General features: G+C 58.5%; 14 protein-coding genes and 1 riboswitch. Of the genes, 7 read left to right on the forward strand and 7 right to left on the reverse strand.

Features of this window, described 5'->3' with window-relative positions; genetic code table 11:
- Window positions 1–8 precede the first annotated feature (8 nt).
- Together U5A05_RS01870 and U5A05_RS01875 are read right to left on the reverse strand one after the other, a co-directional pair.
- Entirely contained in the window at window positions 9–857 is an 849-nt protein-coding gene (locus U5A05_RS01870) for a formate/nitrite transporter family protein (protein WP_261740586.1), read from the reverse strand.
- Window positions 858–1,027: 170 nt separating this feature from the next.
- A complete protein-coding gene (locus tag U5A05_RS01875; protein ID WP_019409147.1) occupies window positions 1,028–1,429 on the reverse strand; it encodes an acyl-CoA thioesterase in 402 nt (133 codons plus the stop codon).
- A gap of 195 nt (window positions 1,430–1,624) precedes the next feature.
- A riboswitch (S-adenosyl-L-homocysteine riboswitch) is annotated at window positions 1,625–1,731 on the forward strand.
- 22 nt (window positions 1,732–1,753) lie between these two features.
- Between U5A05_RS01875 and ahcY the strand changes: the two genes are divergently transcribed.
- The 3 genes from ahcY (at window position 1,754) to rhlE2 (ending at window position 6,383) form a co-directional block, all read left to right on the forward strand.
- Window positions 1,754–3,163: an adenosylhomocysteinase gene (gene ahcY / locus U5A05_RS01880; RefSeq protein ID WP_261740587.1), complete on the forward strand. Its 1,410-nt coding sequence runs from the start codon at window positions 1,754–1,756 to the stop codon at window positions 3,161–3,163.
- A 102-nt stretch (window positions 3,164–3,265) separates the two neighbouring features.
- On the forward strand, window positions 3,266–4,111 hold the full coding sequence (metF, locus tag U5A05_RS01885) for a methylenetetrahydrofolate reductase [NAD(P)H] (RefSeq protein WP_261740588.1): 846 nt from the start codon (window positions 3,266–3,268) through the stop codon (window positions 4,109–4,111).
- 418 nt (window positions 4,112–4,529) lie between these two features.
- Window positions 4,530–6,383, forward strand: a complete 1,854-nt coding sequence (gene rhlE2 / locus U5A05_RS01890) for an RNA helicase RhlE2 (protein WP_261740589.1) — start codon at window positions 4,530–4,532, stop codon at window positions 6,381–6,383.
- Between the two features lie 125 nt (window positions 6,384–6,508).
- On the opposite strand, the gene U5A05_RS01895 is transcribed toward rhlE2, so the two are convergent.
- Window positions 6,509–7,084 (reverse strand): YceI family protein, encoded by a 576-nt coding sequence (locus U5A05_RS01895; RefSeq protein ID WP_261740590.1) that lies wholly within the window; start codon window positions 7,082–7,084, stop codon window positions 6,509–6,511.
- 32 nt (window positions 7,085–7,116) lie between these two features.
- Entirely contained in the window at window positions 7,117–7,668 is a 552-nt protein-coding gene (locus tag U5A05_RS01900) for a cytochrome b (RefSeq protein ID WP_261740591.1), read from the reverse strand.
- Between the two features lie 274 nt (window positions 7,669–7,942).
- On the opposite strand from U5A05_RS01900, the gene U5A05_RS01905 reads away from it, so the two are divergent.
- From U5A05_RS01905 to U5A05_RS01915, 3 genes are all read left to right on the forward strand, one after another.
- Entirely contained in the window at window positions 7,943–9,349 is a 1,407-nt protein-coding gene (locus U5A05_RS01905) for an adenosylmethionine--8-amino-7-oxononanoate transaminase (RefSeq protein WP_321835454.1), read from the forward strand.
- 134 nt (window positions 9,350–9,483) lie between these two features.
- On the forward strand, window positions 9,484–10,203 hold the full coding sequence (locus U5A05_RS01910) for a 16S rRNA (uracil(1498)-N(3))-methyltransferase (RefSeq protein WP_321835456.1): 720 nt from the start codon (window positions 9,484–9,486) through the stop codon (window positions 10,201–10,203).
- 348 nt (window positions 10,204–10,551) lie between these two features.
- Window positions 10,552–10,899 (forward strand): DUF6124 family protein, encoded by a 348-nt coding sequence (locus U5A05_RS01915; protein ID WP_261740594.1) that lies wholly within the window; start codon window positions 10,552–10,554, stop codon window positions 10,897–10,899.
- A 92-nt stretch (window positions 10,900–10,991) separates the two neighbouring features.
- Here U5A05_RS01915 and U5A05_RS01920 read toward each other — a convergent pair whose 3' ends face one another.
- Genes U5A05_RS01920 through U5A05_RS01930 form a run of 3 tightly spaced genes read right to left on the reverse strand, consistent with a single transcriptional unit; the run spans window position 10,992 to window position 13,532 of the window.
- Window positions 10,992–11,894: a transporter substrate-binding domain-containing protein gene (locus tag U5A05_RS01920; RefSeq protein WP_261740595.1), complete on the reverse strand. Its 903-nt coding sequence runs from the start codon at window positions 11,892–11,894 to the stop codon at window positions 10,992–10,994.
- Between the two features lie 24 nt (window positions 11,895–11,918).
- Complete coding sequence (locus tag U5A05_RS01925; protein ID WP_261740596.1) at window positions 11,919–12,269, reverse strand: RidA family protein; 351 nt, start codon at window positions 12,267–12,269, stop codon at window positions 11,919–11,921.
- 30 nt (window positions 12,270–12,299) lie between these two features.
- Window positions 12,300–13,532 carry a D-amino acid dehydrogenase gene (locus tag U5A05_RS01930; RefSeq protein ID WP_321835457.1) on the reverse strand — a complete coding sequence of 411 codons (1,233 nt, stop codon included), beginning with the start codon at window positions 13,530–13,532 and terminating at the stop codon, window positions 12,300–12,302.
- 109 nt (window positions 13,533–13,641) lie between these two features.
- Between U5A05_RS01930 and U5A05_RS01935 the strand changes: the two genes are divergently transcribed.
- Entirely contained in the window at window positions 13,642–14,553 is a 912-nt protein-coding gene (locus U5A05_RS01935; protein ID WP_261740598.1) for a LysR family transcriptional regulator, read from the forward strand.
- Window positions 14,554–14,590 lie beyond the last annotated feature (37 nt).

Consider the following 14,590-nt stretch of genomic DNA (forward strand, 5'->3'; position numbering starts at 1 on the left):
CAGGGCAACTAAGCTTGCGGCTTGGGTTTTTTGGTGTCACTGCGAATCTGCGCATGACTGATCAGGGCAAAGATAAAGCTGCCACCGATGATATTGCCGGCCAGGGTCGGGCCGGCAAATATCAGCCAGAAGTCTTTCCAGGGCAGTTCGCCGGCAAACACCAGATACGACACTTCAGCCGTACCGACCACGATGTGGGTGAAGTCGCCCAGCGCCATCAGGTAGGTGATGAGGATGATGATCCACATCTTGGCGCTCTCCATGGACGGGATCATCCACACCATCGTCGCGATCATCCAGCCCGAGATGATGCCCTTGGAAAACATCTGACTGACGTCGTTCTCCATGACCTTGTGCCCTATTTCCAGGAAAGCCTTGTCGGTCTGGGTGTCGAAAATCGGCAAGTGCAACATCACATAAGCCACCAGCAAGGTGCCCATCAGGTTGCCCACCAGCACCACAGCCCACAATCGGAGCAGACGCCCGAAATTGCTCAGCGTGGGTTTGCTCATGATCGGCAGTACGGCAGTCAGGGTATTTTCGGTGAACAATTGCTGGCGGGAGAGGATGACGGCCAAAAAGCCGGCGCAGTAGCCGAAGCTGGCTATGACCTTGAAGGCTTCGCCGCTGGGCAGGCGCGAGTTGAGCAACCCCATGGCCATAAGCGACAGGCCCATTGTGAGCCCGGCGGCCAGTGCCGACCAGAACAGGGCGGCGATGCTGCGCTCCAGCTCCTGATCACCCTGCAAACGAATGATTTCGTGCAGGACCGCTGCGCGCGGAGGCTGGTTTTTGGTGACGTCGTGCTTTTCTTCAGCCGACAGGTTGGGGGTTTTGCCGCTGTTTTGGGTGTCCATGAGGTTTCATGACCGTTGGCGTGTGTAAGCGTACGACACGCGCGGGGGCCAGCTGTTCACTCATGCCTGTGGGAGTTGGCTTGTCAGCGATGCAAACGACTCGGTATGCCAGAGAGGCCTTGGTCATGCATTCGCCGGCAAGCCGGCTCCCACAACGCCCGGGGGATTAATCAGTCTTTCTTTTCATCGTCGAACTGATCTTTGACGTACTTGATTTCGGTACGCCCGTGCGGCGCCGGCAAGCCGTCTTCGCCCAGGTTGACGAAAACCATTTTGTCGACGGTCAGGATGCTTTTGCGGGTGATCTTGTTGCGCACTTCGCAGGTCAGGGTGATCGAGGTGCGGCCGAATTCGGTAGCAGTAATACCCAGCTCGATGATGTCGCCTTGGCGTGAGGCGCTGACAAAATTGATTTCGGAGATGTACTTGGTCACCACGCGCTGGTTGCCCAGTTGGACGATGGCGTAGATCGCGGCTTCTTCGTCGATCCAGCGCAGCAGGCTGCCACCGAACAGGGTGCCGTTGGGGTTGAGGTCTTCGGGTTTAACCCATTTGCGGGTGTGAAAATTCATATTCGCTCCTGACCGTCTTGCCTTAGATGCCTGCCATGATGTCAGACCACAGCCCTCATCTCTATTAACCTTGGACTATGGTCTCGATTAAGCAAATCAAAATGCCGTGGATAAATCCTTGGGAACATCGGCGCGGATGGCTATAATCACCCCCGCTTCAAAACGGTCATTTTTACCCAGTACCGTTCCCGCCACCTGTCCGAGGGGCGCTGCAGCAGGTTCAACCTGTCAGGCTCGGATGGGGCGTTGTTTGTTCAGGGCTCCCTGTTCAGGCACTAAACGCACAACGGCGCCCATTCGCGATTAAACGAATGGAGGCTCTTGATGAGCGCTGTAAACACGCCTGCAGGTTTTACCGACTATAAAGTCGCTGATATGTCCCTCGCCCAATGGGGCCGTCGCGAAACCTTTATCGCCGAGTCCGAAATGCCAGCCCTGATGGGTCTGCGCCGCCGTTATGCAGCAGAACAACCGCTCAAGGGCGCGAAGATTCTGGGCTGCATTCACATGACCATCCAGACTGCCGTGCTGATCGAAACCCTGGTTGCCCTGGGTGCAGAAGTGCGTTGGTCGTCGTGCAACATCTTCTCGACTCAGGATCAGGCTGCTGCCGCGATCGCTGCTGCCGGTATCCCGGTTTTCGCCTGGAAAGGCGAGACTGAAGCCGAGTACGAGTGGTGCCTTGAGCAAACCATCTTGAAAGATGGCGAGCCTTGGGACGCCAACATGATCCTCGACGATGGCGGCGACCTGACCGAGCTGCTGCACAAGAAATACCCGGCCATGCTGAAAAAGATCCACGGCGTGACTGAAGAAACCACCACCGGTGTACACCGTTTGCTGGACATGCTGGCCAAAGGCGAGCTGATGATCCCTGCGATCAACGTGAACGACTCGGTGACCAAAAGCAAAAACGACAACAAGTACGGCTGCCGTCACAGCCTGAACGATGCGATCAAGCGTGGTACTGACCACCTGTTGTCCGGCAAGCAAGCGCTGGTAATCGGTTACGGCGACGTGGGCAAGGGTTCGGCCCAGTCCCTGCGTCAGGAAGGCATGATCGTTAAAGTGTCGGAAATCGACCCGATCTGCGCCATGCAAGCGTGCATGGACGGCTACGAAGTGGTTTCGCCGTTCATCAACGGCCAGAACGATGGTACTGCTGCCAGCATCGACGCTGCACTGCTGGGCAAGATCGACCTGATCGTGACCACCACCGGTAACGTCAACGTGTGCGACAAAAACATGCTGGCTGCGCTGAAAAAACGTGCAGTAGTGTGCAACATCGGTCACTTCGACAACGAAATCGACACCGCTTTCATGCGCAAAAACTGGGCATGGGAAGAAGTGAAGCCACAGGTTCACAAGGTTCACCGTACTGGCCTGGGCGAATTCGACCCGCAGAACGACGACTACCTGATCCTGCTGGCCGAAGGCCGTCTGGTTAACCTGGGCAATGCCACGGGTCACCCAAGCCGCATCATGGACGGTTCGTTCGCCAACCAGGTTCTGGCTCAGATCTTCCTGTTCGCGCAGAAGTACGCTGACCTGCCGGCCGAGCTGCAAGCCGAGCGCCTGACTGTAGAAGTTCTGCCGAAGAAGCTGGACGAAGAAGTGGCCCTGGAAATGGTTCGCGGCTTCGGTGGCGTTGTGACGCAACTGACCAAGACTCAGGCCGACTACATCGGTGTGACCGTCGAAGGCCCGTTCAAGCCAGACGCTTACCGCTACTGATTAAAAAAGGCGGTCAGGCTTGCACTGACCGCCTTTTTTTTGTGTGAGAGTTCAGCGTCAGGGGGCGCCTTAACCCCCCTTCGCGTACGCAAGGGTATTCCCATGTCTCAAGACCGTCGTTTCAGCTTCGAGTTCTTCCCGACCAAGACCGATGCTGGACATGAAAAACTGATGAACACGGCTCGCCAACTGGCGACCTACAACCCGGATTTTTTCTCCTGCACCTATGGTGCCGGTGGCTCGACCCGCGACCGCACGATCAATACCGTGCTGCAGCTGGAGAGCGAAGTAAAAGTGCCTGCGGCTCCGCACCTGTCGTGCGTGGGTGACAGCAAGGCCGATTTGCGCGGCCTGTTGACCCAGTACAAGGCTGCAGGCATCAAGCGCATCGTTGCCCTGCGTGGCGACCTGCCTTCGGGCATGGGCATGGCCAGCGGCGAGTTGCGCTACGCCAATGACCTGGTGAGTTTCATTCGGGAAGAAACCGGTGATCACTTCCATATCGAAGTGGCCGCTTACCCGGAAATGCACCCGCAAGCGCGCAACTTCGAAGACGATATCAGCAACTTCGTGCGCAAGGCCCACGCTGGCGCTGACAGCGCGATCACCCAGTACTTTTTCAACGCCGACAGCTACTTCCGTTTTGTCGAGCGCGTGGAAGCTGCGGGCGTGATGATTCCTGTTGTGCCGGGCATCATGCCGATCACCAACTACAGCAAGCTGGCGCGATTCTCTGACGCTTGTGGCGCAGAAATCCCACGCTGGATTCGCAAGCAACTTGAAGCCTACGGCGACGATACGCAGAGCATCCAGGCGTTTGGCGAACAGGTTATCAGCGAAATGTGCGAACGCCTGCTGGACGGCGGCGCACCGGGGTTGCACTTCTATACCCTGAACCAGGCTGATCCGAGCTTGGCGATCTGGAACAACCTGAAGCTGCCACGCTGATTCAAGACCTGTAGCCGCTGCCGCAGGCTGCGATGGGTTTGGTGCGCCACTGCGACGCAGCGGCCCCGGCCTTGATGTAGAAAGCGAAGACCCTTCGGTCCTTATCGCAGCCTGCGGCAGCGGCTACAGGGTTTTTCTTGATGCCGGCCGCGGCTACAAAAAAGCCGTTGGGCAGCATGAAATCGGCGCGCCGTGATTGCTCTGTTATACTCCGGGCTTTCCGCCAGGCTTACGCCCGGCCGCTCGTCCTTGTACAAGCCACTCAACCCCGCTACTGCGCAGCTCTTGCCCGCGCGAGCGGTGCGAATGAGCCTTGTGGACTGGAGCAGGACCGGACGGGATTGCGTCTCCTTAAACGCCATTCACGCCAGGCAAGACTATCCCTTTGGGCCAAGCCCTAACTAGAACAGGATTTCTCATGTCCTTTGCTTCCCTCGGTCTCTCCGAGGCTTTAGTCCGCGCCATTGAAGCTGCGGGCTATACCGAGCCTACTCCGGTGCAACAGCGGGCCATTCCCGCCGTGTTGCAAGGTCGCGACCTGATGGTTGCGGCTCAGACAGGTACTGGTAAAACCGGCGGCTTCGCTCTTCCGATTCTGGAAAAGCTGTTTCCCAATGGCCACCCGGACAAATCCCAGCGCCACGGCCCACGCCAACCACGCGTGCTGGTCCTGACCCCAACCCGCGAACTTGCCGCCCAGGTGCACGAGAGCTTCAAGCTCTATGCCCGCGACTTGAAGTTCGTCAGCGCCTGCGTGTTTGGCGGTGTCGGCACCAACCCTCAGGTCCAGGCTCTGGCCCGTGGTGTTGACGTACTGGTTGCCTGCCCGGGTCGTTTGCTCGACCTGGCTGGTCAAGGCAGCGTTGACTTGTCCCACGTTGAAATCCTGGTGCTCGACGAAGCTGACCGGATGCTCGACATGGGCTTCGTCCATGACGTGAAAAAAGTCCTCGCACGTCTGCCGTCCAAGCGTCAAAACCTGCTGTTTTCGGCGACGTTCTCCAAGGACATCACCGATCTGGCTGGCAAGTTGCTGCGCAACCCGGAACGCATCGAAGTTACGCCGCCCAACACGACGGTCGAGCGTATCGAACAGCGTGTTTTCCGTTTGCCTGCCACCCACAAGCGTGCGCTGCTGGCTCACTTGATCACCGCAGGCGCCTGGGAACAGGTTCTGGTCTTTACTCGTACCAAGCATGGCGCCAACCGCCTGGCTGAGTACCTGGACAAGCATGGCCTTAGCGCCGTGGCCATCCACGGTAACAAGAGCCAGAACGCGCGGACCAAAGCCCTGGCCGACTTTAAAGCCGGTGCTGTACGCATTCTGGTAGCGACCGATATTGCCGCTCGCGGTCTGGATATCGATCAGCTGCCACACGTGGTCAACTTCGAACTGCCAAACGTCGATGAAGACTACGTTCACCGTATCGGCCGTACTGGCCGTGCCGGTCGTTCGGGCGAGGCGATCTCGCTGGTTGCTCCGGACGAAGAAAAACTGCTGAAAAGCATCGAGCGCATGACCCGCCAGAAAATCGCCGATGGCGACCTGATGGGTTTTGACTCCAGCACCGTAGAAGCTGAAAAGCCTGAAGTGCGCGAGCGTCCGGATGTGCGTAACCCGCGCAACCCGCCACGTGGTCCTCGTGGCGACGGTCCGGGTAACCCGGGCGGTGGCGGCGGTCGTAAAGACAAAGGCAAGGAAAAGAGCAAAGAGAAGCCAGCCGCTGCTCGTAGCGAGCGTCCTGCTCGTGAGCAAAAGCCGCGCGAGGCTCAACCTGCCCGTGAACAGCGTCAGCCAACCCCTCGTTCGGACGCCAACCGTGCGCCGGACGAGTTCCGCGATGACGATGTAGACAACTTTGGTAACCGCGCTGATTACGTCAGCCCGTACCAGAACAAAAACAACCAGAGCCGTGGCCGCCGTCCGGGTGCTCCTGCAACGGGTACTGGCACTGGCGCAGCGCCAGCAGCACGTACTGGTGGTCGTCAAAATGCTCCGCGTACCGGCAGCGGCGCCAGCACTGGCACACCGCCTGCCAAGCGCAGCGGTCCACGCAGCGGTGCCCCGCGTGACGGTCAAGCCCGGCGCGAAAATCGCCCGGCCCGTGACGATGCCCGTCAAGAGCCAGCGGTTAAAGGCCCACGTGAAAATCAGCCGAAGATCATGCACAAGGAGTCGAAAAGCGATCGTTTCCCGACACCTGAGCAGCTCGATCAACTGCCGAACCGCCCTCGTGGTGAAAAGCCTGCGCTGTTGACTCGCAACCGCTGAGTCCAAAGCGCCCTCACCTTAACTCTCTCCCAGAGGGTCAGGGTGAGGGGCTCTTGATTCACGCATAAAAAAACGCCCCGGCTCTCGCAAGCCGGGGCGTTTTTTTTAGCCGTATAAAAGCGCTATTACTTGGCCTTCACGCCTTCCAGCGAGATGTCCAGGGTCAGCGTCTGGTCTGCGCCCGGGCTCTTGATGCCGAAGTCGTTCAGGTTCACAGACGTGGTCGCGTTGAAGCCAGCGCGTTCGCCACCCCACGGGTCCTTGCCTTCGCCGTTGAACGTTGCCTTGAACGTCACTGGCTTGGTCACGCCGTGCAGGGTCAGGTCGCCTGTTACGTCAGCTGTTTTCTCGCCAGTCGGTACAACCTTAGTCGACTTGAAGGTCGCTTCCGGGAACTTGCTCACGTCCAGGAAATCTTTGCTGGCGATATGCTTGTCACGTTCTGCGTGGTTGGAGAACAGGCTGGCGGTTTTCAGGGTGACGTCAATTTTGCTGTCAGCAGGCTTGGCAGCGTCCCACGAGAAGGTGCCGCTCCAGTCCTTGAATGTGCCGTGAATAAAGCTGAAGCCCAGGTGGCTGACTTTCCAGTCGATAAAGGCGTGCTGGCCTTCCTTGTCGATGGTGTAGTCAGCAGCCATGGCCTGACCTGCGGTCAGCAGTGCAGTACCGAGTGCCAGCGCAGCGAGGGTCTTTTTCAACATGCGGTCTATTCCTTTTGAGTTGAGGTTGAGCATCAGGCTTTGCGCCCCAGCATACGGGTCAGGGTCGCATCACGATCAATAAAGTGGTGCTTCAAAGCGATGAGGCCATGCAGCCCGGCAAAAATCACCACGGCCCACGCCAGGTACAGATGCACGACACCGGCCACATCGGCCTGATCGGGCAGGTTGGAAATCAGTGCAGGTACTTCAAACAGGCCGAATACCGGGATGCCCACGCCTTCAGCGGTGGAGATCAGGTAGCCAGCGATCATTAGTGCAAACAAAGCCAGATACAAAAAACCGTGGCCCAGTTTTGCGCCGATACGTGTTGCCTTGCTGTAGCTGGTCAGGGCAGGAGGCGCCGGGCTGATCCAGATCCATATGACACGTAGCAACATTACTGCGAGCAGCGTCAGACCAATGCTCTTGTGCAGGTCTGGCGCTTCTTTGCGCCAAGGGCTGTAGTAGTCCAGACCAACCATCCACAGACCCAGCGCGAACAATCCGAACACTGCCAACGCAACGGTCCAGTGCATGAAAATACTGACGGCACCATATCGAGAAGAAGAGTTACGTAGCTGCATTGCCAACATCCTGTGGGAACTTGAGCCTAAGACTAATGGTTTACCTATCGAATGAAAGCGCATTTTTTCGCTGCAAGTTATCGATAAATACGATCTGTAGCCTGGGTGCCAATAATTAAGCAAACGTTAACAATATTTTGTGTCGCTATTGTTTGTCTTCAGGCGTCAGTAAGGTGCTGGGATTTGTAATAGGTTGTGACACGCGGGCGGATTGCATAGGCTTGCGCGATTGTTTACCCGCGCACGTCGGGAACCAGCGCCAGGAGAGTGGGAAATGGGCCTGAATAATCAGTGGATGCAGCGAGATCTTGCCGTTTTATGGCACCCCTGCACCCAAATGAAGGATCACGAGCAACTGCCGTTGATCCCGATCAAGCGCGGCGAAGGCGTGTGGTTGGAAGACTTTGAAGGCAAGCGTTACCTGGATGCCGTGAGTTCCTGGTGGGTCAACGTATTTGGCCACTGCAACCCGCGTATCAACCAGCGCATCAAGGACCAGGTCGACCAGTTGGAGCACGTGATCCTTGCGGGCTTTAGCCATCAGCCGGTGATTGAACTGTCCGAGCGACTGGTCAAGATGACGCCCGAAGGCCTGACCCGCTGCTTCTACGCCGATAACGGTTCGTCGTGCATCGAAGTCGCGCTGAAGATGAGCTTTCACTACTGGCTCAATCGCGAGCAGCCGAACAAAAAGCGCTTCGTGACCCTGACCAACAGCTACCACGGCGAAACCATGGCCGCGATGGCCGTGGGTGATGTGCCGTTGTTCACCGAAACCTACAAGGCGTTGCTGCTCGACACCATTAAAGTGCCGAGCCCCGACTGCTACCTGCGCCCCGAAGGCGTGAGCTGGGAAGCCCATTCGCGCACGATGTTTGTGGCTATGGAACAGACCCTGGCCGAGCATCACGACACGGTGGCTGCAGTGATCGTCGAGCCGTTGATTCAGGGCGCGGGCGGCATGCGCATGTACCACCCGGTGTACCTCACTCTGTTGCGCGAGGCCTGCGATCGTTACGGTGTGCACCTGATCCTCGACGAAATCGCCGTGGGCTTTGGCCGCACCGGAACCATGTTTGCCTGTGAACAGGCGGGCATTACCCCGGACTTCCTGTGCCTGTCTAAAGCGTTGACCGGTGGTTATTTGCCGTTGGCTGCCTGCGTAACCACTGAAGAGGTTTACAGCGCGTTCTACGACGACTACCCGACGCTGCGCGCTTTCCTGCATTCCCACAGCTACACGGGTAACCCGCTGGCGTGTGCGGCGGCTCTGGCGACGTTGGATATCTTCGAAGAAGACAACGTGATCGAGAACAACAAGGCGCTGGCTCAGCGTATGACCAGTGCGACTGCGCATCTGGTGGATCATCCTCATGTCTCGGAAGTGCGTCAGACCGGTATGGTTCTGGCCATTGAAATGGTCCAGGACAAAGCCAGCAAAACGGCTTACCCGTGGCAGGAGCGCCGAGGTCTGAAGGTATTCCAGCACGCACTGGAGCGTGGCGCGTTGTTGCGTCCGTTGGGCAGCGTGGTGTATTTCTTGCCGCCTTACGTGATTACCCCCGAGCAGATCGACTTTCTGGCTGAAGTGGCCAGTGAAGGGATCGATATTGCGACCCGCAGCGACATCAGCGTGGCCGTGCCATCGAACTTCCATCCGGACTTCCGCGACCCGGGTTAAACACAATTTTGTAGCCGCTGCCGCAGGCTGCGATAAGGGCCGCAGGACCTTCAATACACCAAGGTCGCTGGGGGGCAACCCATCGCAGCCTGCGGCAGCGCCTACATGAATAATTAAATTTTCAGAGAACCCATATGAGATTGTCCCGCTTCTTTATCGACGCCCCCTTGAGCCTTGGTGAACACGAATTGCCTGAAGCCCAGGCGCATTACATTGGCCGCGTACTGCGCATGGCCGAGGGCGATGCACTGCAAGTGTTCGACGGCTCGGGTCAGGAATTTTTGGGGCGCTTGCTGGAAGTCGGCAAAAAACGCGTGCGCGTAGTGCTGGACGAAACCTTTGTCGGGCAAGTGGAATCGCCATTGGCCATCCACCTTGGTCAGGGCCTGTCCCGTGGCGAGCGCATGGACTGGGCGATTCAAAAGGCTACCGAGTTGGGAGTGACCGAAATCACCCCGATCATGAGTGAGCGCTGCGAAGTGCGGCTCAAGGACGAACGCGCGGATAAGCGCCTGGCCCACTGGCGCCAAGTGGCGATCAGCGCCTGCGAACAGTGCGGCCGTTCGCGGGTGCCGGTGATTCATCCGCCGGTGATGCTCAGCGACTGGATCAAAACCACCGAAGCCGACCTCAAGCTGGTGCTGCACCCGGTGTCCGAACCGTTGGCCAGCCACGCCAAACCTGCACGTCTGGCGTTTTTGATCGGCCCCGAGGGCGGCTTGACCGACAGCGAAGTCGACCTGGCCCAAGCCGCTGGCTATCAGCCTGCGCGACTTGGCCCACGGGTACTGCGCACTGAAACTGCCCCGGTTGTGGCTTTGGCTGTGGCGCAGCAGTTGTGGGGTGATTTCTAAACGCTGTGGCATGCCAGCTGCTACAGAGCTACCGGCAACGCATTTGGCCTTTAAAATCAGGCGTTTCGTACGACGTTTCGCTTTTAATCTCGTGAAACATCCGAGAAAATCCAGCTCGCTTGCGCCTGTCCAAATCGGGGAATAGTCTCGGCCCATCGCTGCAAAACGGCGGTCGGGTTTAGTCGCCCGGCTTGAAAACTTGACGCAAAGTGTCATCGCTATGGTGGCCGTGCGTAGGGCACCTTCGAGTGCGCCGGTTTCCAAGTTTTCCGGTCGACTAACCTGCGTACGGCTGCCACCCATTCGTTTAGTCGCGATCAAGGGCAGCTCCATAAATTTGGAGAACCCATGAAAAAGATCACCCCCGACCCACCTGTTTTGCCCCTCGATGCTGCTGACAGTCACGACCCGTTACTTGATCGTGCCGCCACTGAACGTGCGCTCAATTTTTACCTGCAACACCATAAGCCTTATCGCTCCATGGGCACGGCCATGTTTGCCATCCCGGACAGTGTCAATTGCGAAGCGGCTTTGGCCCAGGCGTCAGACTTGTTGCGCTGTGCGGGTGCCTGCGCGAATGAGGCGGGGAATGGTTTGAGCGGGCCCGCGCGCGACTTGGTGTTGTCGACCGTGCACTTGGTGGAGCTGGCCAAGGGTTATGTCGACAAGTCGCTGGACACGCTGGTAACGCACTGAAGCAGCACGCGCCTGATTGGCGACAGGCGCGTAATTTTGTAGCCGCTAGCGGTTATCAACGATTGGCTATAAGCCTTACCAATACAGCCCCCTTACTCCACCGGATCACTCACAGGTTTGGCGATGATCTGCTTCAGTTCAGCGGTCATCGGGAACTCCAGGTTCAGGCCGTTGGGCGGGATTGGTTGTTCGAACCAGCGCTGGTAGATGCTGGTGATTTCGCCGGACTGATACAGGTCAGCCAGGGTCTTGTTGACCACGGCCAGGAACTGCGGGTCGTCCTTGCGCACCATGCAGCTGTAGATTTCCCGCGATTGCTCGTCACCGACCACGACCCAGTTGTGCGGGTCACGGGCTTTGGCGCGTTCGCCGTAGAGCAGTGCGTCGTCCATGTAGAAGGCCACGGCGCGACCGGTCTCGAGCATCTTGAACGCTTCGCCATGGTCTTTGGCGCTGATCACGTTCATGCCCATCTTGTGGTCGGCGCTGTAGCTTTTGATAAAGCGCTCATTGGTGGTGCCCGCGGTGGTCACGACGTTTTTGTCGCGCAGATCATCGAAGCCTTTGATGCCGCTGTTCTTGGCGGTCAGTAACTGGCCTTTGACGTAGATGAACCCGTACGAAAATGCCACCTGCTTTTGCCGCTCTGCCGTCACGCCGGTCGAGCCGCACTCCAGGTCAACGGTGCCGTTCTGTACCAGCGGAATGCGGGTTTGCGAAGTGACCAGGTTGTATTTGACCTTCAGCGGTTTGTCGCCCATTTGCTGCTGGATACGCTCGACGACCTTGTTGGCCAACTCCACCGAATAGCCCATTGGTTTACCGGTGTTATCGCCGACATAAGAAAACGGCACCGATGCATCGCGATAACCCAGGGTAATAGTCCCCGAGTCGGCGATCTTCTTTAGTGTGCCCTGCAGCGGGGTCTCATTGGCTTGCACGGTATGGCTGATCAACAGGCCCAGGGTGCAACTGATCAAGGTTAGTTTTTTCATTTTTTTGTTTTCCCCTAAAACAGATTAATGACGAACAGCAATCACGCTTATTTCCACCAACACCTGTGGGCGGGCTAATTCGGCTTGCAGGGTGGTGCGGGTGGGCACTTTGCCAGCCGATAGCCAGGCTGACCACACGGCATTCATGGCCGCGAAGTCGCGTTGAATGTTCTGCAGGTAAATCGTGGCGTTAAGAATATGGTCCTTGTCGCTGCCGGTTTCGGCCAGCAGAGCATCGATCTTGCCCAGGACCTCTTGGGTCTGCGCGGTAATATCTTCGCTTTGCGTAGGGACCTGTCCGGACAGAAAGACCAGCGCTTCGAAAGTCGCGGCGGCGCTCAAACGGTCGTTACTGTTGATGCGGTGAATCGTCATCGGGCTTTCCTTTTTGTCGGGATGGCGCATTCAAGCGGCCAGGCCTTGCATGTCTATGGATGTTTTACGCTGTGCAATCAGCTCGCTGAGCAAGCGCCCGCTGCCGCAGGCCAGAGTGAAGCCCAGTGCACCGTGGCCAAGGTTGAGCCACAAATTGCGATAGCCGCTGGCGCCAAGGATGGGGACGCCGCTGGGGGTAGCAGGGCGCATGCCGGCCCACTCAGTGGCGTTGTCGTAGTTGCCCGCAACCGGGAAAGTACTGCTGGCCAGTTGGCGCATTTGTGCCAGGCGCTTGGGGTCCAGGGAGGGATCGAAACCGACGATGTCGACCATCGCGGCAATGCGCAATTGTTCGCCGATACGGGCGTAGACAATTTTGCGGTCGTAGTCGGTGATGCTCACCTGCGGGGCTTTTTGCGGGTCGCTCAGAGCCAGCGTGAGGCTATAACCCTTGAGCGGATACAGTGGCAGGTTCATGCCTGGCAAACGCAGGGCTGGGCTGTTGTGCCCGGCAGCGAGCACCAACTGATCGACCTCCAGCACCTCGTCGCCCATTTCCACAGCCTGTACTGCACCGTTGGCATGGCGCAGACGGGTGACGGTTTTACCCAACATAAAAGTGCAGCGGCCACTGGCCTGCAGGCGGGCGACCAGTTGCTGGCAGAACGCGTGGCAATCACCGACTTCTTCGCTGGGGGTATAGATACCGCCGACAAACGCCGACCCCTGCAAGCCGGGCTCCAGGCTGGCGCATTCGCTGGCTGACAGCGCTTGCTGAAATGCACTGCCGACAACTTTTTTGCGCGCTTTGTCGAAGTTTGCGTGTTCACGGAACGCCACCAGTTTGCCGTTGCGCTGCCAGGCGAAACCGTCCAGCTGATCTTCTTCGCGCCATTGCTGCAAGGTGGCCTGGCTGAGCAACGCAAGGCGCAGCAAGTGCGCGCCATTGCGCTGGTTCACCGAACTGCGGCACGCCGCCATGAACGAGGCCAGCCAGCGCCATTGGGCCGGGTCCATGCGTGGGCGAAGCTTGAGTGGCGAGTCGCCGCGCAGCATCCAGCCCATCGCCTGCCAAGGCACCCCGGCATCGGCCAGCGGTGCGACATAGCGGTAGGAGAGCTGGCCGCCATTGGCGAAGCTGGTCTGGCTGCCGAGGGTTGGCTGAGCCTCGATCACGCTCACTTCAAAGCCATCGCGCACTAATGCATACGCCGTTGCCAGCCCGATAACGCCCCCGCCGATGATACAAACTCGCTGTGCCATGTCAGTCCTTAGCCCGCTGTTGAACGGACTTCAGGTTAGGGGCAGGTGACAGGCGGCGAACAATGAATAAAGATGGCTCTCCCATAAACAAAGGTTATGGACTGCTGCCATGCGCTTGCGTCATATCGAGGTGTTCCAGGCGATTCGCCAAACCGGTTCTGTCAGTGCGGCGGCTCAACTGCTGCATGTATCGCAGCCTGCGGTCAGCAAGGTGCTGCAACACGCTGAACAGCGTTTGGGCTTCCCGCTGTTTTTGCGGGTGCGCGGTAAATTGCAGCCCACCCCCGAAGCGCTGTTGCTGGAGCGCGAAGTCGACAAGGTGACCGAGAGCCTGCAAGGCGTGCAGCGTTTGGCCGAGAGCCTGCGTCGCGAGCCGGGGCATCGTTTGCGCATCGGCAGTACGCCTGCATTGGCGTTGTCGCTATTGCCGCCGGTGATCAGCGAGTGGACGCGCCGTTATCCGGATATCAAGTGTGAACTGACCAGCGCCCATAGCCGTGAGTTGGTGCAAAACCTGTTGATGCGCGAACTGGATGTGGCCCTGACTTTCAAATTGCCCGACCATCCGGGGCTCAAGGCTCGGGCATTGGCCCACGGTGTATTGGTGGCGCTGGCCCCACGGGGTTACTGGGCCGATGAAAGCGAAGGCGTGGCGCTGGCGCTGGATGAGTTGGCGGATGCGCCGTTGATCGGGCTGAGCAGTGCCGATCCGTTGTTTGCCCGACTGGACAGCTACCTGCAAGCGGTAGAGCCGCCGCCACGCATCAGCATCGCGGTACAGACCTATTCGCTGGCGCGGGCAATGGTGGAGTCGGGTGCGGGGTTAGCGGTGATTGATCCGTTTACGGCGTTGGGGGCGTCGCGGGCAAGTACCGTGATCCGGCCGCTGACTCCGGCGCTGCCGATTACGCTGTACGCGTTGACGCGGGCGGATGAAGCTGCGGCGCATACGCTGGAAGGGTTGCTGCAGCTGTTCGCTGAACGGGCCAGCGAGCAGTTGCAGCGGTTGGCGGGTGGGTAACACCATTTTAAAAATTGTGGGAGCGAGCCTGCTCGCT

The sequence above is a fragment of the Pseudomonas kulmbachensis genome, assembly GCF_963681935.1.
Lineage (GTDB): Bacteria > Pseudomonadota > Gammaproteobacteria > Pseudomonadales > Pseudomonadaceae > Aquipseudomonas > Aquipseudomonas kulmbachensis.